The organism is Streptomyces montanus (assembly GCF_005786655.1).
Lineage (GTDB): Bacteria > Actinomycetota > Actinomycetes > Streptomycetales > Streptomycetaceae > Streptomyces > Streptomyces sporangiiformans.
This window is the reverse complement of the sequence record NZ_VBZC01000037.1, coordinates 26,027-47,448: the sequence shown is the minus strand read 5'-3', so window position 1 is coordinate 47,448 and position 21,422 is coordinate 26,027. Positions and strand designations below refer to the sequence as shown.

Below are 21,422 nucleotides of genomic sequence, written 5' to 3'. Positions count from 1 at the left end.
GACTGGCAGAAAGGAAAGCACTGCGAAAGGACCCTCTGGATGTCCCCCAAGGACGCGGGATCACGGACTTGGCTGAGTGAGCGCGACTGCGATCTCGATGAGTTCCGCTCGCTGGTCGGGCAGAGTACCGACCTCAGGGACCATCCCTCGGCCGATGGGGTGGAGCAGAACGTCCCGCTGTACGACAGTGACCGGCTCCGTGATCTGACCGCTTCCTCCGAGGGCCGCCGTGCCGTGCGGACCGAGCTGGTGAAGGCCATGCTCGACGGGCCCGGAGTCGTGGTCCTCAAGCGGGCGTTCCCGGATCCCGTCGTCGTGGACCGCGCCACCGAGGCCTTCACCGCGCTCATCGAGGACGAGCGTGCGACGGGCGCGGCGCGCGGCGACCACTTCGCCGAGCCCGGCGCCAACGACCGGGTGTGGAACGCCCTGGACAAGGTGGCCGTGCGCGCTCCGGAGGTGTTCGCCGACTACTACGCCAACGACATGCTGGCGCTGGTCTCCGAGGCCTGGCTGGGCCCCGCGTACCAGGTCACCTCGCAGATCAACGTGGTCAACCCGGGCGGCGCCGCGCAGCGCGTCCACCGCGACTACCACCTGGGCTTCCTCTCCCAGGAGCGGGCCGCCGCGTACCCGGCGCACGTCCACCGCCTCTCCCCCGTACTGACCCTGCAGGGCGCGGTGGCGCACTGCGACATGCCGGTCGAGTCCGGTCCGACGCTGTACCTGCCCCACTCGCAGAAGTACGAGCCGGGCTATCTGGCCTGGCGGCTCCCGGAGTTCAGGGCGTACTTCGAGGAGCACCACGTCCAACTCCCGCTGGAGAAGGGCGACGCGGTGTTCTTCAACCCCGCGCTCTTCCACGCCGCCGGCCACAACCGCACGGCGGACATCAAGCGCATGGCGAACCTGCTGCAGATCTCGTCCGCCTTCGGCCGCGCCATGGAAACGGTGGACCGGGAGGCGATGGTGATCGCGCTCTTCCCGGTGCTGCTGCGCCGCCGGGCCGAGGGAGCCTCGGACGACTGGTTGCGCCGCGTGGTCGCCGCCACGGCCGAGGGGTACCCCTTCCCCACCAATCTGGACCTCGACCCGCCGGTCGACGGTCTCGCTCCGCCGTCCCAGGCGGACACCGTCTGGCAGGCCATGACCGAGGGCTGGACCCCGGAACGGCTGCACCAGGAACTGCAGGCAGCCGCCAAGCGGCGCCACGGCTGAAGGGCACACAACACTGATGGGACTGCTGGAGGACAAGGTCGTCCTCGTCAATGGCGGCAGCCAGGGCGTGGGCGCGGGCATCGTGCGAGCGGCGATACGCGAAGGCGCGACCGTCGCCTTCACGGGACGCCGAGCCGAGATCGGCGAGGAACTCGCCAAGGACACGGGCGCGCACTTCGTCCGCGCGGACCTGGCGGACCCCGCCCAGGCACGCGGCAGCGTCGAGCAGGTGGTGGCCGCGCACGGCCGCGTCGACTGCCTGGTGAACGCGGCCGGACTGACCTCGCGCGGCTCGCTGCTGAACACCACGCCGGAGCTGTTCGACGCGCATATGGCGATCAATGTGCGGGCGCCGTTCTTCGCGATGCAGGGAGCGGTGGCCGACATGACGGCCCGTAAGGCACCGGGGACCATCGTCAACATCATCTCCAACTGTGCGCACGGCGGCCCGCCGCACCTGGCGCCGTACTCCACGGCGAAAGCGGGCCTCGCGGGTCTGACGCGCAACGCGGCCCACGCGCACCGCTGGGACCGCGTCCGGATCAACGGCCTGAACATCGGCTGGACCGACACCGAGGGCGAGGACGCGACCCAACGCGCCTTCCACGGCGCGGGTGACGACTGGCGGGAGAAGGCCGCCGAGGCGCAACCGATGGGCAAGCTCGGCCAGCCCGACGAGATCGCCGATTTCGTCGTCTTCCTGCTCTCCGACCGCAGCGGCGTGGTCACCGGATCCGTGATCGACTGGGACCAGATCGTCTTCGGCGGTACCGACTGAACCGCCCCCTTGGGCTGAAGGAGCAAGATTCATGCGTATAGGCATCATGGGGCTGGGCCGGATCGGCGCGTTCCACGCGGCAACCCTGGCCGGTCTCGACGCGGTGGACTCCCTGGTGGTCACCGACCCGGTGGCCGCGGCCGCCGCCTCCGCCGCCGAACGGTTCGGAGCGACCACGGTGGGCTCTCCCGCGGACGTGTTCGCCGCCGGTGTCGACGGCGTCGTGATCGCCGCCGCGACCGACGCGCACCCCGAGCTGATCCTCGCCGCCGTCAAGGCCGGCATCCCCGTCTTCTGCGAGAAGCCCGTGGCCCGCGGCGTCGAGGAGAGCCTGGAGGTGCTGCGCGCGGTGGAGGGCAGCGGCATCGAGGTGCACATCGGCTACAACCGGCGCTTCGACGCGGGCTGCGTCGCCGCCCGGCAGGCCGTGCTGAGTGGCGAGCTCGGCCCGCTGCACACCGTACGGTCCACCACCCTGGACCCCGCCCCTCCCCCGGCCGCCTATGTGGCCGTCTCCGGCGGCATCTTCCGCGACTGCAGCGTGCACGACTTCGACATCGTGCGCTGGGTCACCGGCCGCGAGGTCACCGAGGTGTACGCGACCGGCGGCAACCGGGGTGCGGACTACATCGCGGAGGCGGGCGACGTCGACACGGCGTCCGCGCTGCTCACCTTCGACGACGGCACCATCGCCGTCATCTCCAACTCCCGGCACAACGCCCGCGGTTACGACGTACGCCTTGAGCTGCACGGCATGAAGGACAGCATCGCCGTGGGCCTGGAGGACAGGCTGCCGCTGCGCTCCGTCGAGCCGGGGGCCACCTTCCCCGCGGGCACGCCGCACGACTTCTTCATGGACCGCTTCGCCGACGCCTACCGCGCCGAACTCACCGCGTTCACCGAGGTCGTGGCGGGTGGCCGCCCCTCCCCCTGCACGGTGGCGGATGCCATCGAGGCGAGCTGGATCGCCGAGGCGTGCACGCTGTCGCTGCACGAGCACCGGCCCGTACGTCTGGAAGAGGTACGCAAGGCATGACGGGCGAGCCGCTGCGGATCGGTGTGCTGGGCGCGGCCCGGATCGCCGAGCTCTCGATCGTCGGCCCGGCCCGTGCCGGTGGCCATCGCCTCGTTGCGGTGGCCGCCCGGGACCGCGACCGGGCCACTGCCTTCGCGCAGCGGCACGGCGTCGAGCGGGTCGTGGGCTCGTACGCCGATCTTGTCGCCGATCCGGAGGTCGAAGTCGTCTACAACCCGCTGGCGAACGGCCTGCACGGGCCGTGGAACCTGGCGGCGCTCGCCGCGGGCAAGCATGTGCTGACGGAGAAGCCGTCCGCGAGCAACGCGGAGGAGGCGGCCGAGATCCACGAGGCCGTCAGCAAGGCGGGCACCGTCTTCATGGAGGGCTTCCACTATCTGTTCCATCCGGTGACCCGGCGTCTGCACGAACTGCTGGACACCGGGGAGTTGGGTGAACTCCGGCACGTGGAGACCGTGATGGCCATGCCCGCGCCGGCGGACAGCGACCCCCGGTGGTCGTTCCCGCTGGCGGGCGGCGCCCTGATGGACCTGGGGTGCTACAGCCTGCACGCCCAGCGGATGCTCGCTCCCTGGGCGGGCGGCGCGCCCCGTCTGGTCGCCGCACGGGGTGGGGAACGGAGGGAGGAACCCGGGGTCGACGAATGGCTGGACGCCGACCTGGAGTTCCCGAGCGGTGCGACCGGTACCGCCCGCTGCCACATGGCCCACCCCGACCGGCAGTTCAGCTGCCGGATCGTGGGCAGCCGGGGCGAGGCCACGGCCGTGAACTTCGTCCAGCCGCACCGGGACGACCGGGTCGTGGTCCGTACGGCCTCCGGGGAACGCACCGAGGAACTCGGCCGCCGCTCCTCGTACACCTACCAACTCGACGCCTTCGCGGCGCATCTGCGCCAGGGCACACCCCTCGCCCTCGACGCCGGGGACGCGCTGACCACCATGCGCCTCATCGACGACTGCTACCGGGCGGCCGGGTTCCCGGTCCGGCCGCGAACGGTCCTTCCGACCGCGATGTAAAAGGCACATGTGAAAGGCAACGGGAGAGGGCGGTACCTGTCCGGTACCGCCCTCTCCCGTGTGGTGGACGACCCACCCGGTACAACGGTTACGCGACGCCGCGCAGCACCGCGCGCAGATGCTCGACGCTGGCCCATACGTCCTCGATCGGGCCCTTTTCCTTGGGTTCCTCGGTGAGGATGGTGTCCTGTTCCAGGACGTACCAGCCGTCGTACCCACGTGCGCCGAGGTGGGTGATGATGGCTTCGATGTCGACGTCGCCCGCGCCGAGCGGGCGGTACATGCCCTCGCGTACAGCCTCGGTGTAGGTGAGCCGGCCGGACTGCACCTTGGCGGCGAGGGAGGCGTCCACGTCCTTCATGTGGGTGTGGGCGATGCGTTCGGGTGCCTGGCGGGTGAGCTCGGCGGGGTCGGTGCCGCCGATGAGCAGGTGTCCGGTGTCGAGGCAGAGGGAGATCGCCGAGTGCTCCAGGACCCGCTGGACCTCCTCACCGTTCTCGATCATCGTGCCGACGTGCGGGTGCAGGACGGCGCGTACGCCGCGTTCGGCGGCCAGCGAGGTCAGCCGGTCGAGGTTGGACAGCAGCAGCTTCCAGCCGTCGGCGTCGAGTTCCGGGCGGGAGTCGTAGCCGTCCTGGCCGGTGACGGCCGACAGGACGAGGACGTCCGCCTGGGAGGCGGCGTAGCTCTCCAGGAGCTGTTCCACCTCCGGCAGCGGGTCGTGGCCGGGTACGTGCAGCAGGAGCGGGGTGAAGCCGCCGACGGCCTGGAGGTCGTGGTGTGCCAGGACCTGGGCCATGGCTTCGGGTGCGCCGGGCAGGAAGCCCTCGGGGCCGATCTCGGTGGCGGCCAGGCCGACCTCCCGCATCTCCTTCAGTACGCGTTCGGGCGTCAACTGGTGGCCCCAGCCGGGGACTTCGCACACACCCCAGGAGATGGGCGCGCCGGCGATCCGGTTCAGGGAGGGGGTGGTCATACCGTGGCCTTTCAGTGGTTCCAGTCCGGGTTGGCGACCGCGCCCGGGCGGGCCGCCGGCGAGGATGTCGGCGACAGCCAGAGCCGGCTGGACCGCTGCGACGGCCTGGCCGTTACGTGGGCGCAAGGTTAGGTGCGCTCCGGCGGATTACTGAAGAGGTGGGAGCCATCATTAACCCATCATTGAGTCCAACTTTTTCCCATCATCATCAGAGCAGCTGCTCGCCCAGGAGCATCTGCCAGCCCGGGCTGTAGTTGCCGTCGAGAACCAGCGACGCGGCCCCGACCGCGCCCACCGCCTCTCCGATGAGGCTCGACTCCACCGAGACGGTGCGCACCGCGCGGGCGATGGAGCGTCCGTTGACCACCGTGTCGACGGTGGCTCGGACGATCTCCTCGATGCCGCGCAGCGACTCCCCGCTGAGCACGATCCGGCTGACGTCGAGCAGGTTGACGGTGCTCAGCGAGGCGTGTCCGATGTGTTCGGCCGCTCGCTGAATCTCCTGAACCGCGCACTCGTCGTCGTTGGCGGCCGCGGCGCACAGTCTGCTCCAGTCGGTGCGGGTCTCCTCCCGGGTCAGCGTCAGACCCAGGCGTTCGGCCCCGGCGGGGCCGTGCCGTTCGGTGAAGCCCGCGAGGACCGAGTACGGCGCGGCGTAGGCCTCGAGGCAGCCGTGGGCCCCACAGTGGCAGGCGTTCCCGCCGGGTTCGACCAGGACGTGCCCGAACTCGCCCGCGTTGCCGGAGTCTCCGCGCAGCACCGCGTCCGCGAGCATGATGCCCCCGCCGATACCGGTGCCGAGATAGACGAAGAGGAAGCTGCCGGAGCGCTCGGCTCCGCCTGCCCACCGCTCCCCGATGGCGGCGGCCGTCGCGTCGTTGTCCATCACGACGGGGAGTCCGGTGGCCCGGCCGAGCAGGTCGACCAGGTGGACGCGGTGCCAGTCGGGCAGGTTGGGCGGATCCAGCACCATGCCGCGCCCGCCGTCGATCGGTCCTGGTACGGCAACGCCCACACCGAGCACCCGGTCCCGGTCCACATCGGCGCGCTTGATCAGGGAGTTGACCGTCCTGCCCAGTGTCCTCACCAGTTGACCGGGATCACTGCGCCCGGTGGTGCCCAGCCGGCGCCGGCGCAGGACCCGGCCGGCCAGGTCCAGCAGGACCGCGACCGTGGAGTCGGGGTCGAGGTGGACGCCGACGGCGTATGCCGCGTCCGCGCGCAGCGACAGGAGGGTGCGGGGCTTGCCGCCCTGCGAGGGAGCCTGGCCGGTCTCCTGGACCAGCCCTTCGTCCAGCAGCCGGCGCACCACGTTGGAGACCGTCTGGTTGGTCAGTCCGGTGCCCTTGGCCAGTTCGACCCGGCTGACGGGGGAGCGCCTGCGCACCGCGTCGAGGACTACGGCGCGGTTGTAGTCCCCCACCCGCGGGAGGTTGGTCCCGGTCCGCATGTCCCTTCCACGCCTCCTGTCCCCTGCGTGCCCCGCAGGCCGCTCGCGCCTCACCGAGGGTACGCACGCGCACGGTCTCTGATGAATTGAATAACCAATATGGTGCAGACCAGTTGACTTCATCAATCCAATGGATTTACTTTCAGCCGCACAGTTCGCGCCAAACTCCCTTGCCGGGCAAGGGCCTTCTCCTTGCGAGGAGCACATGAACGCGCACGTCAGAGCACTGTTCGCCGTCTCGCTGACCGGGGCGCTCGCCCTCGGACTCACCGCCTGCGGAGGCTCCTCCGGGAAGTCCGGCTCGGGCGACACCATCAAGGTCGCGTACTGGCGCCAGGTGGACAACAAGTCCCGGGTCATGGACAACTACCTGACTCTGGTGAAGAAACAGTTCGAGAAGGCCAACAAGGGCAAGAAGGTCGAGCTCGTCCCCATCCAGGCCTCGGAGAACGACTACTACTCGAAGATCCAGCTGATGATGCGCTCACCGCGCACCGCTCCCGACCTGGTCTACGAGGACACCTTCCTGATCAACGCCGACATCGCCAGCGGCTATCTGCTCCCGATCGACGACTACCTGAAGAAGTGGAAGGACTGGGGCCAGTTCGTCGACACCGCCAAGGCCGCCGCCAAGGGCCAGGACGGCAAGACGTACGGCGTCCCGGACGGCACCGACACCCGCGGCCTCTGGTACAACAAGCAACTCTTCGCGAAGGCCGGGCTGCCCACCGACTGGAAGCCGAAGAGCTGGGACGAGGTGCTGGACGCGGCCCGCACCATCAAGAAGAAGCTCCCCGGCGTCACCCCGATGAACATCTACACCGGGAAGGCCGCGGGCGAGGCCGCGACCATGCAGGGCTTCGAGATGCTGCTGTACGGCACCGGCGAGGAACCGTTGTACGACCCCTCGGCGAAGAAGTGGGTCGTGGGCAGCAAGGGCTTCAAGGACTCCCTCGGTTTCGTGGACACGGTGTTCAAGGAGAAGCTGGGCCCCGACGTCGAGGACGCCCTCGATGCCAACTTCGGCAGCACGGTGGCGACCGAGCTGCTGCCGGCGGGCAAGCTCGCCATCGACCTCGACGGGTCGTGGATGGGCAACAACTGGATCGAGACCGGCGCCAAGCCGTGGCCGGAGTGGAACAAGGTGCTCGGCACCACATCCATGCCCACCCAGACCGGCCAGTCCCCGGGCACGGTGACGTTGTCCGGCGGCTGGACCTGGGCGATCCCCGCCAAGTCGAAGAACCCCGATGTGGCCTTCGACTTCGTCAAGTCCATGCAGACCAAGGACAACGCTGTCGAGTACTGCGTCCGCAGCGCGGGCATCGCGGTCCGCAAGGACGTCGCCGCCGATCCGCGGTACCAGAAGTCCATGCCCGGGGTCGATTTCTTCACCGGTCTGGTCCAGTACACCCACTACCGCCCGGCGCTGCCGGTCTACCCCCAGGTGTCCACCGCCATTCAGGAGGCGATGGAAGCGGTGACGACCGGTCAGGCGAGCCCGGAGAAGGCCGCGTCCACCTACGACGAAGCGGTCAAGAGCGCCACGGACGGAGCAGTCGAAAGCCGTGGGTGACCTCACGGTGACGACGGCGGTGCCCGGCAAGGGCGCGGGAAGGCGGCGGGCCGCCGCCCGCCCCCCGCGCCCCTCCGGGCCCCCCTCCCCCGCCGCGAGGGCTCGCCGGTACCTGCTGCGCGGGCTGCCGGTGCTGCCCTCGGTGATCCTGCTGCTGCTCTTCCTGGCGGGTCCGATCGCGTACTGCGTCTACTACGCGTTCACCGACATGCGCCTCACGGGAGCCTCCGGAGCGCGCTTCGTCGGGTTCGACAACTTCACGAAGGCCTTCGGCGACCCCGACTTCTTCAACGCGGTCGTGCTCACGCTGGTCTTCACCGTCGTGTCGTCGATCATCGGCCAGAACACACTGGGCCTCGGGCTGGCCGCACTGCTGCAGAAGGCGTCGCGGGGAGTGCGCTCGGTCGCCTCGACCCTGGTCCTGGCGGCCTGGGTGATCCCCGAAGTGGTGGCCGCCTACCTGCTGTACGTGTTCTTCCGCAAGGAGGGAGAGCTCAACGCCATCCTCTCCTTCCTCCATCTGCCGCAGCAGAACTGGCTCTACACGCTGCCCATCATCGCCGTCTCCGTGGCCAACGTCTGGCGGGGGACGGCGTTCTCCATGCTCGTCTACTCCGCGGCGCTCAGGGAGATCCCCCAGGAGATCACCGAGGCCGCGGAGGTGGACGGCGCCGGACGGTGGCACCGGTTGTGGCACATCACCCTGCCGATGATCCGCCGCTCCATCGGCACCAACCTGATGCTCAACACCCTGCAGACGCTCTCGGTGTTCGGCCTGATCTTCGTGATGACCCGCGGCGGTCCCGGCAACAAGAGCCAGACGCTCCCGCTGTACATGTACGAACAGGCCTTCCAGAACAGCCTGATCGGCTACGGCACGGCCGTCGCGCTGATGCTCCTGGTGGTCGGGGCCCTGTTCTCGGTGCTGTATCTGCGTCTGCTGCGGACGGAGGTCTGAATGGCCGTCATCGCGAGTCCCAAGGCCGCGCCGCCACCCCGCACCCGACGGGGCGGTGCGGCGCTCGGAGCGCGGCACCGCTCCCGGCGCAGCACCGAACGCGCCCTGGTGAACGCGCTGCTGCTGCTGATCGCCCTGTGCTTCCTGGCACCGCTGCTGTGGCTTTTCCTGGCCTCGGTGAACGGCACGGCCGGCCTGAGGATCACTGCGCCGGACCCCATGACCCTCGACAACTTCCGCGCCGTACTCACCACGGACATCACCTATCTGCCCATGCTCAACGGCCTGGTCCTGTGCGGCGGGGCGACCGCCCTGTGCGTAACGGCCTCGGTCCTGGCGGCCTATCCGCTGTCCCGGTACGAGTCGCGGTTCAAGCGCCCGTTCCTGCTCACGATCCTGTTCGCCACCGGACTGCCGATCACCGCCGTGATGGTGCCGGTCTACGGCATGTTCGTCCAGGTCAACCTGATCGACACCATGTACGGCACCATCCTGTTCCTCGGCACGTCCTCGCTGCCGTTCGCGATCTGGCTGACCAAGAACTTCATGGACGGCGTGCCCCTGGTGCTGGAGGAGGCGGCCTGGACGGACGGCGCGTCGGGCATGCAGACCCTGCGCCGGGTGGTGCTCCCGCTGATGTGGCCGGGGGTGACGGTCGTGACGATCTTCACCTTCATCATGATGTGGGGGAACTTCTTCGTCCCCTTCTTCCTGCTCCTCTCCCCCGACCAGCAGCCCGCCTCGGTGAGCATCTTCACGTTCTTCGGTTCCCGCGGAACGGTGCAGTACGGCCAGCTCGCGGCCTTCTCGATGCTCTACTCGACGCCGGTGATCCTGCTGTACGTGGTGATGTCCCGGCTGATCGGCGGCAGTTCGGCACTCGGCGGGGCCCTGAAGGGCTGACGCGGGCGGCTCCTGCGCGGTACGCGGGTGGACCCTGCTCCGTGTCCCGGCGGGGGTGGCTCGGTGCCACCCCCGCCGGGCCCGGGGATTACTTGATGTAGACGAGGCCGTCGGTGGTGACGGTGGGGCGGCCGCTGGTGCCGACCACGACGATCTTGACCTTGTGCTGTGCGCTGCTGGACCAGGACTTGGTCCAGATCGCCTGCCGGTACTGGGTCGTGGAGGACTTCAGGTCGAGGGTCGTGACCTTGATGCCGTCGACGTAGACGTATGCCTGGCCGGAGGTGGAGGCGCGGGAGACCACCCAAGAGGCGGAGCGGCCGGTGAAGGTCCAGGTCAGACTGGCGCCCTTGGAACCGCTGGAGTAGGACTTGCCGCCGAGGTAGCTGGTGGAGGAACGGGTGGTCCAGCTGCCGGACTTGGTGGCGGCGCTCTCCTGCAGGATCGCGGGGGTGTAGGAGGGGGAGGACGTGCGGTAGTTGCCGGCGTAGTCGTAGGCCCGCATCGACCAGGTGGTGGCGGTGCCGGACGTGGCGGTGCGGTTCGAACCGGTGGTGGTCGGGCCGAAGGTGGCCGTGGTCGGGGCCAGCAGCTTCACTTCGCGCAGGGCCTTGTCGTCGGTGGCCTTCCAGCCGAGCGTGACCGGGACGGCACTGGTGCTGACGGTCCCGGTGCGCAGCGAGAGCTTCGGGGTGGTGGTGAAGGTCGGCGCGGTCGTCTCCGCGACGACGTTCAGCGCTGCGGTCGTCGTGGTCTTGCCGGACTGGTGCACGGCCCGTACGGCGACGGTGTGGCCGCCCAGAGGCAGGGTGGCGCCGGCGGAGGTGGCGGTCCGCGAAGCGGTGGCGACGGTCTTGCCGTCGACCAGCAGCTCGAACTTGGAGATGAGCGAGGACGGAGTGGTGGCCGTCCAGTGCACCGTGACGGCGCCCTTGGTGTAGTACGTCGAGCCCGAAAGGCCCGCGCCGCCGACGGAGGTGACCTTCAGGCCCTGCACCGGGCCGGCGGCCCAGGTACGGATGGTCGGCAGCTGGGCGTAGAGGGAGCCGCCGGGGCACTGGGTGTTGAAGCCGTCGCGGTGGCCGGAGATCCGGTGGAAGGTGTACTTGCTGCCCGCGGTGAAACTGGTGCCGAAGTAGTTCTTCTGCGTTGCGCCCGCGGTGAGCTGGACGGTCCCGGCCGGGTCGGCGCCGTACTGGCCGAGTTTCCAGGCCGCCACGCGGGCGACCGAGGTCAGCACGGCGTTCGTGGCACTGGTGGAGGTGTAGTCACCGAGCACCGCGATGCCCGCGGACTCCCGGTTCCAGCCGTAGGTGTGCGCGCCGAGCACCGGCAGGTCGACGCCGCCCTTGCGGCCTTCGAAGATGGTGCCGCACTTGTCGACCAGGAAGTTGTAGCCGATGTCGTTCCAGCCGTTGACCTTCGTGTGGTACGCGTAGATGCCCCGCACGACCGACGCCGATTCGGAGCAGGGCTCGTCGGTGCCGTCGGTGTGGTGGACGAACACGGCCTTCACGTCGGCGTTGTACTCCGACGGGTCGGGGCTGAGCGACTCGTCGGCGCCCCAGCCGGCGCGCGAGGTGATCGGCGGTTCGGGCACGGTCGAAGGCGGCGCGGAGGGCGCGGTGGCCGACGGGCTGGCGGAGGCACTCGTCGAGGGGGACGCGGATGCCGAGCCGGTCGGGGTCGCCTCGGGCGCGGTGCCCGTGGGGGTCACTTCGGGCGTGGTGCCGGTCGGGGTCGCCTCGGGCGTGGTGTCGGTCGGAGCCGGCGATGCGGTGGTCTGGCCGTCCGTCGGTGTGGCGGTGGTGCCGTCGGTCGGGGTGGCGGAGTCGGTGGTCGTGGGGCTGGGGCTCTCCTCGGCGACGTACGCGGCGGGCTCGGCCGCGGCGGTCGTGGACTTGGTCTCGGCGTCGGTCACGACGCCCGGGTCGACCAGGTTGACCTCAAGTCCCTTGGGCAGCGCACTGGTGGCGCCGTTCTTGCGGACGACCTGCACCTGGACGCCGTCGGAGGAGCCGACCCACAGCGGCTCGGACGCGCCGCGCACCTCGGGGCCGGGGTTGTCCAGCGGGTCGACGTTCACTTCGAGGTCCTGCCAGGCGCTCCACGCGCCGGTCGCACGGCTGCGGGTGCGCACCTGCGCCGTGCCGGGGAGCCGCTTGGCTCCACCCGTCCAGGAGACGCCGAGCATGGAGAACTGGTCGGTGCCCGTACGCGGCAGCTCCCGCCTGTCGCCCGCGGTGCCCTTCAGCGCGAGGTCGTAGACCTTCACCGGCCGCTTGGCCCGGCCCGCCGCGCCGGCATCCCCCGAGGGACTGGCGACGGCGTAGGTCACCACGCCCCCGCCACCCAGGATCACGGCACCGAGCGTCAGCCACGACCGCCGCTTCAGGCTCAAGGATCTATGCGCACGCGACGAACGACGACTCACGACGTCTTCCCCCCACAGAAGGCCGCGAATGGCGGCTGATGAAAGTCACCTGAGACACACCCGTCACAGGTGGTCCGAGATGTGCAGCGCATCCCGGCCGACGAACATCACGGGGAAACAGGCTACGGTGACACAGATCACTTCCTTATGTCCGACATCACCCAAGAGTGTGATTCCGGCGGCCCGCCGCGCCGGGCGCCACGGGAGGACGGGCGGACGTGGGCATCGTTGCGGAGTTCGTACGGGGCTGCGGAGCGGTGGTCCCGCAGAGCCGTTGGAGGGCGCGCATGCTCGGCACAGACTTCACCCATGGATCACCCTGCTGGATCGACCTCGGCAGTCCTGACACCGACGCGGCGACCGCCTTCTACGGCGGCGTCTTCGGCTGGCAGTACGTCTCTGCCGGGCCCGAGGCCGGTGGGTACGGCTTCTTCCAGAAGGACGGCAGCACCGTCGCCGCCATGGGCCGGCTCACCGAGGAGGGTGCGAGCAGCGCCTGGACGGTGTACTTCCGGACCGATGACATCCAGGCCACCGTCGACACCGTCGAGCGGGGCGGCGGCACGGTGCGGGTGGCGCCCACGGACGTCATGGGCGAGGGGCGGATGGCCCAGCTCACCGACCAGCAGGGCGCCCAGTTCGCGGTGTTGCAGCCGGGCGAGAGGCCGGGCGGGCTGGAGAAGACGTCCGAGGACGACACCCTGCTGTGGGTGGAGCTGCACGTACCCGACCCCGTGGCCGGGATCCGCTTCTACCGCGACCTCTTCGGCTGGCGTTCGGCGGAGATGCAGGCGCCCGGGATGACGTACCGGGTGCTCAGCCTCAGGGCCGGGGACCAGGAGGCCACGTCCTTCGGTGGAGTGGCCCCGCTCCAGGAGGGCGGCCGCCGCGCGGGCTGGGTGCCGTACTTCGCGGTCGCGGACACCGACGACATCGTGCGGAACACGCAGGAGAACGGCGGCTCGGTACTGATGCCGGCGACAGACGTGCCGGAGGTCGGCAGGATCGCTTGGCTGACGGACACCACGGGTGCGGTCTTCGCCGTACTCAAGCCGAACCCACGGCAGGGGTAAGCGGCAGGTTCACCGCCCGGAGGCATGCCTCACGAAGGCAGCCCACTCGGAGGGGCGGAAGGTGAGCTGGGCGCGGGCGGGTGCCTTGGAGTCGCGGATGAGGACGGCACCGGGAGCGGCGGCGACCTCCAAGCACTCGCCGCCCTCGTTGCCGCTGTAGCTGCTCTTGAACCAGGCAAGTCGCGCGGCGGGTTCCCCAGTACTCATCGTGCCCCCAGCAAGTCCTCGATCAGGGCGAGGGACTCCCCCATGGTGAGAGCCTGGGCCCTGATGCTGCCGTACCGTGCGGCCAGGATACGTACTTCTTCAGGGTCCGTGATCAATCGGCTGGAGTTCTGCGCCTCGGTGTATCCCAACTGGGCTTTCCCCTTCGGCGTGAGGAGCACGAACGAACCGCCCATCCCAGCATGCTCACTACGTTCCGTCGGCATCACCTGGAGCTCCACGTTCCGCATGCGTCCGAGCTTCAGCAGTTGTTCCAGCTGCTCCCTGTGGATCTCCCGCCCGCCAAGGGGGCGCCGCAACACCACCTCTTCGACGACGGCGGTAACCATGGGCGGAGGCCAACTGGGCAGAATCTCCTGACGAGCCATCCGAGAGGTCACCCGCTGCTCAATGGTCTCGTCGTCGAGCAGCGGCTTGCGCATCTCGTACAGCGCACGGGTCCGCCGCTCGGTCTGCAACAGGCCGGGAACGTCATGGTTGTTGTAGAAGTTGATCTCAACCGCTTCCCGCTCCAGCCGCGCATAATCCCTGAACCAAGCCGGGTGCCGAACCCTGCCCCTCGCCTTGGCCTTCTCCACGTCCTCGATCGTGGCCCTCAACAGCCCACCCGCACCGAGCAGTTCATCCGCCGCCTCCAGGAACTCCCGCTGCGGTGTCCGTCTCCCCCGTTCCAGCGACGAGATCAGATCCTCGCTGTATCCGAGCTGGTCGCCCAACTCCTTCTGGGTGAGCCCGGCCCGCTCCCGAAGTACCTTGACCTGCTTGCCGATCGCCCGGTTCAGGTCGCCGGCGTGCTCGCCCTCGTCGTACGTCTCCTGCGGCTCCGTCACCGTCATCCCCTCACCAAGTCACGGCCGACGCCCCGTACAGAGCACCGTCCGTACCGGTACACACACTCTGCGTACCGAGAGATTCCCTGGTCAGATTAGAGCCGGGCGGCCACGCTCAGTGACATGAAGTCAGAAATCTCCACCCGGCAGTTCACCCAACTCCTCAGCGCCACGCCTCGCGGCGCCCGCCTCGCCCGGCTGCTGGCCGCGCGGCAGCTCGATGAGTGGGGCTGGCCGCACGGGTGTGCGGTGAGTGAGTCCACGGCGCTGGTCGTCGCCGAGTTGGCGGCGAACGCCGTCACGCACGGGCATGTGAAGGGACGCGGGTTCCGGCTCACGCTCGCTGCCGAGACCTCGGACACGCTCCGTATCGAAGTGGCCGACCCAAGAGGTGACCGTCGGCCCCTGGTCCGTCGTACCGGGAGTCCCACCGAGGAGACGGGCCGCGGGCTGCTCCTCGTCGACGCGCTGACGGCCCGGTGGGGCAGCGAGCCATGGCCGCCGTCCGGCAAGGTCGTGTGGGCGGAGATCTCTACAGGGGCAGCACGCTGATGGCGCGGCCGGCGCTCACACACACCGCACCTATCGATCCATGGACCAGATCACCGTTGCCAGAGCCGCCACCGTGGCGGCCATCACGCTGATGACAGCGGTGAAGACCGCCATCCGGGCATCAGCGGAACGCGACTCGTGCTCTCTCCGCTCGGGATCCAGCGACTGATGAGACCGGTCTCCGTACCTGGCTTTGCTGAGAAGCGACGTCACAAATGCCAGCACCCCGGGGACAACCGCAAGGGCAGCGAAAATCAGCCTACTCAACAACATCACCGCCTTTCCCCTTGGCGCGCCAGGCAATTGATACGACTACCGTCAAGATCCCGGACACATAGAGAAACAGAGATGCCCCCATGATGGCACCGGAATCGAACCATGGGAACGGGGGACTGGACTCTGAAGCCGCCTTCGTCTGCTGGTGCCCCACGGCAAAATTAGCCGACGTGGCCACGAAGGACAAAATGCATGTCGAGGTGAGAATAAACGCACACCCGAACAGGAGATCACCGAGCACACCATCCCTGGTTTTGTTCACCTTGGAGATCAACGGCAACTCGCCTGCGAGCAGCGCTGCGGTGATGACGAAGAAGTCGCCACGCTCGCCGATCGACTCGATACTCCCGCCCTGCGACAATGTGACATAAGCCAACGGTATCGGGAGAGAGGAGATGAGTAAGTTGTAACAGATCCACGAGACGAAGGAAGAGCCAAATTCCTTATTCACCCCGCACTTGGCCAGAAACCCAGAAACTCTTGCCCAGGCTTTCATTCCACCTCGCGCAGCACACAGAGATCACAAAGAGGTTGTCCCCCTACGTAAGCGCAGCCCCCAGCACGGCGCGACGCGTTCTCGCATTTCCCTCCCGTGACCTTTCAGATCGTGGTAGGTGCTGTCAGACCACCGCGGCGACGGCGACGGCGCAAGGATTCGCGAGGATTCAGCCCTCCACGTTGCTGATGTGGTCCAGCAGTTGAGGTACGAGTCGCGCCAACTCGGCCAGGTCCTTCCGGTCCACCGCGGTCCGGAGCTCCGTCAGGTCCGTGCCCACGGGCGAACCCGCCTCCTGCTGACGCACCCGCTCCCACACCAACTCCAGCCCGGTCACGTCGCCGGCCACCGCCCCCGCGTCCCCGGCCTTCACGTCGATGACCAACTGCCGTGCCCACAGGGCGAGTCGGTCCTGGTCGACCGTCGGCACGGACTCGTACCGCAGCCGCAGATCCGTCACGTTCTGCGCGACCCGGAGAGCGGGCCCCACCGCTTCGGCACCGGTCCCGGCCTTCTCCAGCGCCACGACATCGCGCTCCATCTGCCGCTGCAGCAACTCCGGTACGGCATCCGAGGCACGGTACGCGTCCCAGGTGTCGCGGACCTCGCGGACGGTGGCGGTCCCGGGCGACTTCTGGGCGGCGACGGCCGCGCGGTTCAGGGCGACAAGCCGGTCGGGCAGAGCCCCGGGTGTCGCGTCGATGGGCACCGCGAGCGACACGGCCTCCTGGTCGCCGCCCTCGTTGCCGGTCGAGAACTCCCCGTACCCCGGTGCGAACACCTTGTCCTCGGTCGTCGCGTCCATGTGCAGCTCGTGCACCGTGATCGCCCCCCGCACCCTGCCGTACGGCCCGTCGACCGTCTGGTCCACCGCCCGCACGGTGACCTCCTCGAATACGGTCCCCGGCAGGTTCTCGGGCCGGTAGACGTCGCCCTTCCGCGGGTCCGCCGGCATGATCATGGCGCCCGGTGCGCCGTCGCGGCCGGCCTGCCAGGTGCCCTCGGTGTCGGCTACGACCCCGTCCTCGTAGTTGAAGACGTCCTCGCCGAGGTACCAGACGGAGCCGTCATCGGCCTGCGCGTACCAGTCGAGGGCGACCTCCTTGATCCGGCCGTCGGAGAAGGCGACGTACTGGCTGATGCGGGCCTCGATGGACTTGCCGTCCCACTCGATGGTCTTCGTGCCCGGCAGCAGGGTGACCTCGGTGCGGAAGGGCTTGTCGTCCTCCTGGCCGCCGTAGATCGTCTGGGTGACCTTGCTGGTCGGGTGGAGGGGGTTGGTGATGCTGGTCGGGTGGGTGAAGCGTGGCTCCGTGAGGTCGACCCGGTCCTTCGCGGATGCCGTGGGCAGGCACTCGGCGCCCGTTTGGCCCGTGTTCTCGTCGACGACATGGATGCACTCGCTCTGCTTCGCCCCGTCGCCCATGGCCTCCGCCGAACACGCCCCGGCCATCAGCACGGCGGCGGTCACGGGGGCTCCGGTCAGCAGGACGCGTCGGTGGGTGTTCATGACGGCCTCCTTCGTGTGGCCTGGGATGAGCGTCCCGCATGCCCGCTGAATGGACGCTGAACGCACCTGAACGCGCCGTCAGCCCGGGGCCCTGCGGAGGGTCACTCCCCAGCAGCAGGCAACGTCACCGTGAACCGCGCCCCGCCCAGCTCGGGCGCCCTCCCCACCGTCACCGTCCCCCCGTGTGCCGCCACCAGCTCGGCGACGATCGGCAGCCCCAGCCCGGCGCCGCCCTCTCCCCGCGCGCGGGCCTCGTCCAGCCGTACGAAACGCTCGAAGATCCGCCCGCGCTCCCCCTCCGGCACCCCGGGCCCGTCGTCGTCCACGTCCAGGCGTACGGCTCCACCGGCGCTCACGAGCGTCAGGGCGACCCGGGAGCGGGCGTGCCGGGCCGCGTTCTCGCCGAGGTTGCGGACCACGCGGCGCAGCGCGTCCTCGTCGCCCAGCACCCGGCCCGCCGACACCCCCGTGCTGTCGATCCGCGGGCCGTCACCCCGTTCCCGCAGCCGCCGGGCCTCCTCGAAGACCAGGTCGTCCAGGTCGAGGGGGCGCCGCCGCAGCCGGATCGCGTCCTCGTCGGCCCGGACCAGGAGAAGGAGATCGTCGACGAGGCGCTGCATCCGTACGGCCTCGTCGAGCACCGTCCCGGCCAGTGCCTCGGTGTCCGCGCGCCCGGGGTGTGCGAGGGCCACCTCGGCGTGCTGCCGGACCGTGGCGACGGGCGAGCGCAGTTCGTGGGAGGCGTCCGACACGAAGCGCCGCTGCGCGGCCTCGGCCCGCGCGGCCCTCCGCAGCGCCCTCCCCACGGCCGCCCAGGTCGCGACGGCCGCCAGGACCAGCAGCACCGGCAGGCCGATGAGCAGCAGCCGGGTGACCGTCGACGTGGCCTCGGCGACCCCGGCGGGCGTACGGCCGTCCAGGACCGTCAGCCGCCGGTCGCCGTCCCGCGCCCCGACCGCCACCACCAGGAACGGGTCCTCGTCGAGCGGGGTGTCGACCTCGGTGCTGCCGCCGGGCCGCAGCCGGGCCAGCGCCGGGAGGCCCTCGACGTTCGGGCTCGCCGCGACGACTCTTCCCTCCTCGTCGACGACCTGCAGGAACTCCTCGTCCGGATCGGTCACGGACACCTCGGGCACCCCTCGGCCCGCCTCGATCACCCGGGCCACCTCCCGGGCGCGGGTCCGCGCGGCGTCCCGTACGTCGTTGCTCAGCTCGGCGCGCAGCGCCAGCACCAGTGCCACGCCCCCGACGACCAGGGCGAGGGCGACGGCCAGTACGGCGATGAGGGTGGCCCGCACGCGCACGGCCCGCAACCGCGCCCCGGTCCCACGGCCGGCCCGCTCACCCGCCACCTCACCTGCCGTCTCACCCGCCGTCTCACCCGCCATCCGGCACCAGCCGATACCCGTGCCCCCGTACGGTCAGCAGCGACTCCCTCCCGAACGGCCGGTCCAGCTTGTTCCGCAGGCGCCGCACATACACCTCGACGATGTTCGGATCGCCCTCGAAGTCGTCGCCCCACACGTGGTCGAGGATCGTCCGCTTGGTCAGGGCTTCGCCCGTCCGCCGCATCAGAAACTCCAGTACGGCCAACTCCCTTGCCGTGAGCTCGACTTGGCGTCCGGCTCGGGTGACCGTATGTGCGGCCGGGTCCAGCCTCAGGTCGCCCACCGTGAGCACGGCGGGCCGCTCGCGCGCGTCGCGGCGCAGCAGTGCCCGCAGCCGGGCGAGCAGCACGGCGTACGAGACGGGCTTGGTGAGGTAGTCGTCGGCACCGGTGTCGAGGCCCTCCACCTCGTCCCACTCGCCCTCCTTGGCGGTGAGCATCAGGATCGGGGTCCAGTCGCCCTCGCCGCGCAGCGCCCGGCAGACCCGGTAGCCGTTGAGGCGCGGCAGCATGATGTCGAGGACGATCGCGTCGTACGCGTTCTCGCGGGCCATCCACAGTCCGTCGACCCCGTCGAGCGCGACGTCCACGGCGAAGCCCTCGGCCTCCAGCCCGTCCCTGAGCCCGGCCGCGAACCGTTCCTCGTCCTCGACGACCAGCACGCGCATACGGCTCACGCTACGGGAGCGCCCGGCGGTGACAAGCCGAAGCGGTCGTACGGGAGGAGCGCAGGGCTCCGGATGGCGTACCTCTTGACTTGACCCCGGTCCCCGCGTCACATTCCTGACTCTGTATCAGAAACGGGGCGCCCGGGCCCGTCGTGTCCCGGGCGGCACAGCACGGCCTCCCTTTCCCTGACCAGACTGGAGAGACCTGCCATGTCCACCCACGCGGATCCCGTCAGACGTACGTCCCTCTCCGCCCCCTCGCGCCGCCGGGTGCTCGGCGCCGCGGGAGCCGGGCTCGCCCTCACCACCGGGCTGCCGCAGTTCGCCGACGCCGCGCCCGCCGCGGACGCCGCCGCCGACCTGCCCCTCCTCGGCACGTACGACGTCGTGGTCATCGGCTCCGGAGCCGCCGGGATGACCGCCGCACTCACCGCCGCCAAGCGCGGTCTGAGCTGCGTCGTCGTGGAGAAGGCGGCCACCTTCGGCGGCTCGGCGGCCCGGTCCGGCGCCGGCATCTGGATCCCGAACAACTCCGTCATCCTGGCCGCCGGTGTGCCCGACACCCCGGCGAAGGCCGCCGCCTACCTCGCGGCCGTGGTCGGCGACGACGTCCCCGCCGACCGGCAGAAGGCCTTCCTCGACCACGGGCCCGCCATGCTCTCCTTCGTCATGGCCCACAGCCCGCTGCGCTTCCGCTGGATGGAGGGTTACAGCGACTACTACCCGGAGCTGTCCGGCGGTCTGCCGAACGGCCGCTCCATCGAGCCGGACCAGCTCGACGGGAACATCCTGGGCGCGGAGCTGGCCCGCCTGAACCCCTCGTACATGACGGTCCCGGCCGGCATGGTCGTCTTCAGCGCCGACTACAAGTGGCTGGTCCTGTCCGCGGTCAGCGCGAAGGGGCTCGCGGTGGCCACCGAGTGCCTGGCCCGGGGGACGAGGGCGGCGCTGCTGGGCCAGAAGCCGCTCACCATGGGGCAGTCGCTTGCGGCGGGGTTACGGGCAGGGCTGCTCGCGGCCGGCGTGCCGGTGTGGCTGAACACGCCGCTGACCGACCTGCACAGGGAGAACGGCGCCGTCACCGGCGCGGTCGTCACCAAGGACGGCGCCCCCGGACTGCTCCGCGCCCGCCGCGGCGTCATCGTCGGCTCCGGCGGCTTCGAGCACAACGCGGCGATGCGCGAGCGGTACCAGGAGAAGCCGATCGGCACGCAGTGGACGGTCGGCGCCAAGGAGAACACCGGCGACGGCATCCGGGCGGGCGAACGGGCGGGCGCCGCACTGGGGTTGATGGACGACGCCTGGTGGGGCCCGGCGATCCCGCTGCCCGGCCAGCCGTACTTCTGCCTCGCCGAACGCACCCTGCCCGGCGGACTCGTCGTCAACGCGGCCGGAGCGCGCTTCGTCAACGAGGCGGCGCCGTACAGCGATGTCGTCCACACCATGTACGACCGTGACACGCCGACCGCGCCGCACATCCCGGCCTGGCTGATCGTCGACCAGAACTACCGCAACCGCTACCTGTTCAAGGATGTCGCGCCGACCTTCGTGTTCCCCGACTCCTGGTACGACTCCGGCGCCGTCCACAAGGCGTGGACGCTGGACGGGCTGGCCGCCTCGATCGGGGTGCCCTCCGCCGCCCTCCGCACGACCGTCGACCGCTTCAACTCCCTTGCCAGGAAGGGCGAGGACACGGACTTCGGGCGCGGCGACAGCGCGTACGACCACTACTACACGGACCCGTCGGTCCGCCCCAACTCCTGCCTGGCGCCCCTGTGGGCGGCCCCCTACTACGCCTTCCGGCTCGTCCCGGGCGACCTCGGCACCAAGGGCGGCCTGCTCACCGACGCCCGCGCCCGGGTGCTCCGCCCGGACGGCTCGGTGATCCCCGGGCTGTACGCGGCGGGCAACGCCAGCGCCGCCGTCATGGGCCGCAGTTACGCGGGTGCGGGCTCGACGATCGGGCCCGCGATGACGTTCGGGTACATCGCGGCACGGGACATCGCGGCGCGGACGTGAACTGAACCGTGACGTGGGCCGTGACGTGGGGCGTGACGTGA

General features: G+C 69.9%; 20 protein-coding genes. 11 read left to right on the top strand and 9 right to left on the bottom strand.

From position 1 onward, the window contains the following. The first annotated feature begins 39 nt into the window (after positions 1-39). From FE633_RS29250 to FE633_RS29235, 4 genes are read left to right on the top strand one after another with little or no spacing between them, the layout of a single operon-like run. Positions 40-1,218 carry a phytanoyl-CoA dioxygenase family protein gene (locus FE633_RS29250; RefSeq protein ID WP_138048186.1) on the top strand — a complete coding sequence of 393 codons (1,179 nt, stop codon included), beginning with the start codon at positions 40-42 and terminating at the stop codon, positions 1,216-1,218. A 16-nt stretch (positions 1,219-1,234) separates the two neighbouring features. Further along, positions 1,235-1,996, top strand: coding sequence for an SDR family oxidoreductase (locus FE633_RS29245; RefSeq protein ID WP_138048185.1), 762 nt, complete (start codon positions 1,235-1,237; stop codon positions 1,994-1,996). A 31-nt stretch (positions 1,997-2,027) separates the two neighbouring features. Continuing rightward, positions 2,028-3,032 carry a Gfo/Idh/MocA family protein gene (locus FE633_RS29240; protein ID WP_138048184.1) on the top strand — a complete coding sequence of 335 codons (1,005 nt, stop codon included), beginning with the start codon at positions 2,028-2,030 and terminating at the stop codon, positions 3,030-3,032. Next, a complete protein-coding gene (locus FE633_RS29235) occupies positions 3,029-4,048 on the top strand; it encodes a Gfo/Idh/MocA family protein (protein WP_138048183.1) in 1,020 nt (339 codons plus the stop codon). Before FE633_RS29240 ends, FE633_RS29235 begins: the two co-directional genes overlap by 4 nt. 88 nt (positions 4,049-4,136) lie before the next feature. On the opposite strand, the gene FE633_RS29230 is transcribed toward FE633_RS29235, so the two are convergent. Together FE633_RS29230 and FE633_RS29225 are read right to left on the bottom strand one after the other, a co-directional pair. Beyond that, positions 4,137-5,024: a sugar phosphate isomerase/epimerase family protein gene (locus tag FE633_RS29230; protein WP_138048182.1), complete on the bottom strand. Its 888-nt coding sequence runs from the start codon at positions 5,022-5,024 to the stop codon at positions 4,137-4,139. Between the two features lie 208 nt (positions 5,025-5,232). Next, positions 5,233-6,474, bottom strand: coding sequence for an ROK family transcriptional regulator (locus FE633_RS29225; RefSeq protein WP_138048181.1), 1,242 nt, complete (start codon positions 6,472-6,474; stop codon positions 5,233-5,235). Positions 6,475-6,679: 205 nt separating this feature from the next. Here FE633_RS29225 and FE633_RS29220 point away from each other — a divergent pair, with 205 nt between their 5' ends. From FE633_RS29220 to FE633_RS29210, 3 genes are read left to right on the top strand one after another with little or no spacing between them, the layout of a single operon-like run. Continuing rightward, positions 6,680-8,050 (top strand): ABC transporter substrate-binding protein, encoded by a 1,371-nt coding sequence (locus FE633_RS29220; protein WP_138048180.1) that lies wholly within the window; start codon positions 6,680-6,682, stop codon positions 8,048-8,050. A gap of 7 nt (positions 8,051-8,057) precedes the next feature. Continuing rightward, positions 8,058-9,008 carry a carbohydrate ABC transporter permease gene (locus FE633_RS29215; RefSeq protein WP_425473242.1) on the top strand — a complete coding sequence of 317 codons (951 nt, stop codon included), beginning with the start codon at positions 8,058-8,060 and terminating at the stop codon, positions 9,006-9,008. Further along, a complete protein-coding gene (locus FE633_RS29210; protein WP_138048179.1) occupies positions 9,009-9,911 on the top strand; it encodes a carbohydrate ABC transporter permease in 903 nt (300 codons plus the stop codon). Between the two features lie 88 nt (positions 9,912-9,999). On the opposite strand, the gene FE633_RS29205 is transcribed toward FE633_RS29210, so the two are convergent. Next, positions 10,000-12,306, bottom strand: coding sequence for a peptidoglycan recognition protein family protein (locus FE633_RS29205; protein WP_171060167.1), 2,307 nt, complete (start codon positions 12,304-12,306; stop codon positions 10,000-10,002). Positions 12,307-12,632: 326 nt separating this feature from the next. On the opposite strand from FE633_RS29205, the gene FE633_RS29200 reads away from it, so the two are divergent. Further along, positions 12,633-13,418, top strand: a complete 786-nt coding sequence (locus FE633_RS29200) for a VOC family protein (RefSeq protein ID WP_138048221.1) — start codon at positions 12,633-12,635, stop codon at positions 13,416-13,418. 9 nt (positions 13,419-13,427) lie between these two features. On the opposite strand, the gene FE633_RS29195 is transcribed toward FE633_RS29200, so the two are convergent. Beyond that, the gene (locus FE633_RS29195) at positions 13,428-13,625 is read right to left on the bottom strand and encodes a DUF397 domain-containing protein (RefSeq protein WP_138048177.1); all 198 of its coding nucleotides are present in this window, start codon (positions 13,623-13,625) and stop codon (positions 13,428-13,430) included. Then, positions 13,622-14,479, bottom strand: coding sequence for a helix-turn-helix domain-containing protein (locus FE633_RS29190; RefSeq protein WP_138048176.1), 858 nt, complete (start codon positions 14,477-14,479; stop codon positions 13,622-13,624). The genes FE633_RS29195 and FE633_RS29190 overlap by 4 nt, the downstream gene beginning before the upstream one ends. Before the next feature lie 117 nt (positions 14,480-14,596). Here FE633_RS29190 and FE633_RS29185 point away from each other — a divergent pair, with 117 nt between their 5' ends. Both FE633_RS29185 and FE633_RS49320 read left to right on the top strand, forming a co-directional pair. Continuing rightward, the gene (locus tag FE633_RS29185) at positions 14,597-15,025 is read left to right on the top strand and encodes an ATP-binding protein (protein ID WP_138048175.1); all 429 of its coding nucleotides are present in this window, start codon (positions 14,597-14,599) and stop codon (positions 15,023-15,025) included. Positions 15,026-15,065: 40 nt separating this feature from the next. Then, a complete protein-coding gene (locus FE633_RS49320; RefSeq protein WP_281291285.1) occupies positions 15,066-15,194 on the top strand; it encodes a hypothetical protein in 129 nt (42 codons plus the stop codon). Between the two features lie 90 nt (positions 15,195-15,284). Here the strand turns inward: FE633_RS49320 and FE633_RS29180 are convergent, their stop codons facing one another. From FE633_RS29180 to FE633_RS29165, 4 genes are all read right to left on the bottom strand, one after another. Then, entirely contained in the window at positions 15,285-15,797 is a 513-nt protein-coding gene (locus FE633_RS29180) for a hypothetical protein (protein ID WP_138048174.1), read from the bottom strand. 169 nt (positions 15,798-15,966) lie between these two features. Next, positions 15,967-17,307 carry a hypothetical protein gene (locus tag FE633_RS29175; RefSeq protein WP_212747293.1) on the bottom strand — a complete coding sequence of 447 codons (1,341 nt, stop codon included), beginning with the start codon at positions 17,305-17,307 and terminating at the stop codon, positions 15,967-15,969. A 101-nt stretch (positions 17,308-17,408) separates the two neighbouring features. Next, the gene (locus tag FE633_RS29170; protein WP_138048173.1) at positions 17,409-18,695 is read right to left on the bottom strand and encodes a sensor histidine kinase; all 1,287 of its coding nucleotides are present in this window, start codon (positions 18,693-18,695) and stop codon (positions 17,409-17,411) included. Beyond that, the gene (locus FE633_RS29165; protein ID WP_138048172.1) at positions 18,685-19,362 is read right to left on the bottom strand and encodes a response regulator transcription factor; all 678 of its coding nucleotides are present in this window, start codon (positions 19,360-19,362) and stop codon (positions 18,685-18,687) included. The genes FE633_RS29170 and FE633_RS29165 overlap by 11 nt, the downstream gene beginning before the upstream one ends. Positions 19,363-19,572: 210 nt before the next feature. Between FE633_RS29165 and kstD the strand changes: the two genes are divergently transcribed. After that, positions 19,573-21,381 carry a 3-oxosteroid 1-dehydrogenase gene (gene kstD / locus FE633_RS29160; RefSeq protein ID WP_138048171.1) on the top strand — a complete coding sequence of 603 codons (1,809 nt, stop codon included), beginning with the start codon at positions 19,573-19,575 and terminating at the stop codon, positions 21,379-21,381. Positions 21,382-21,422 lie beyond the last annotated feature (41 nt).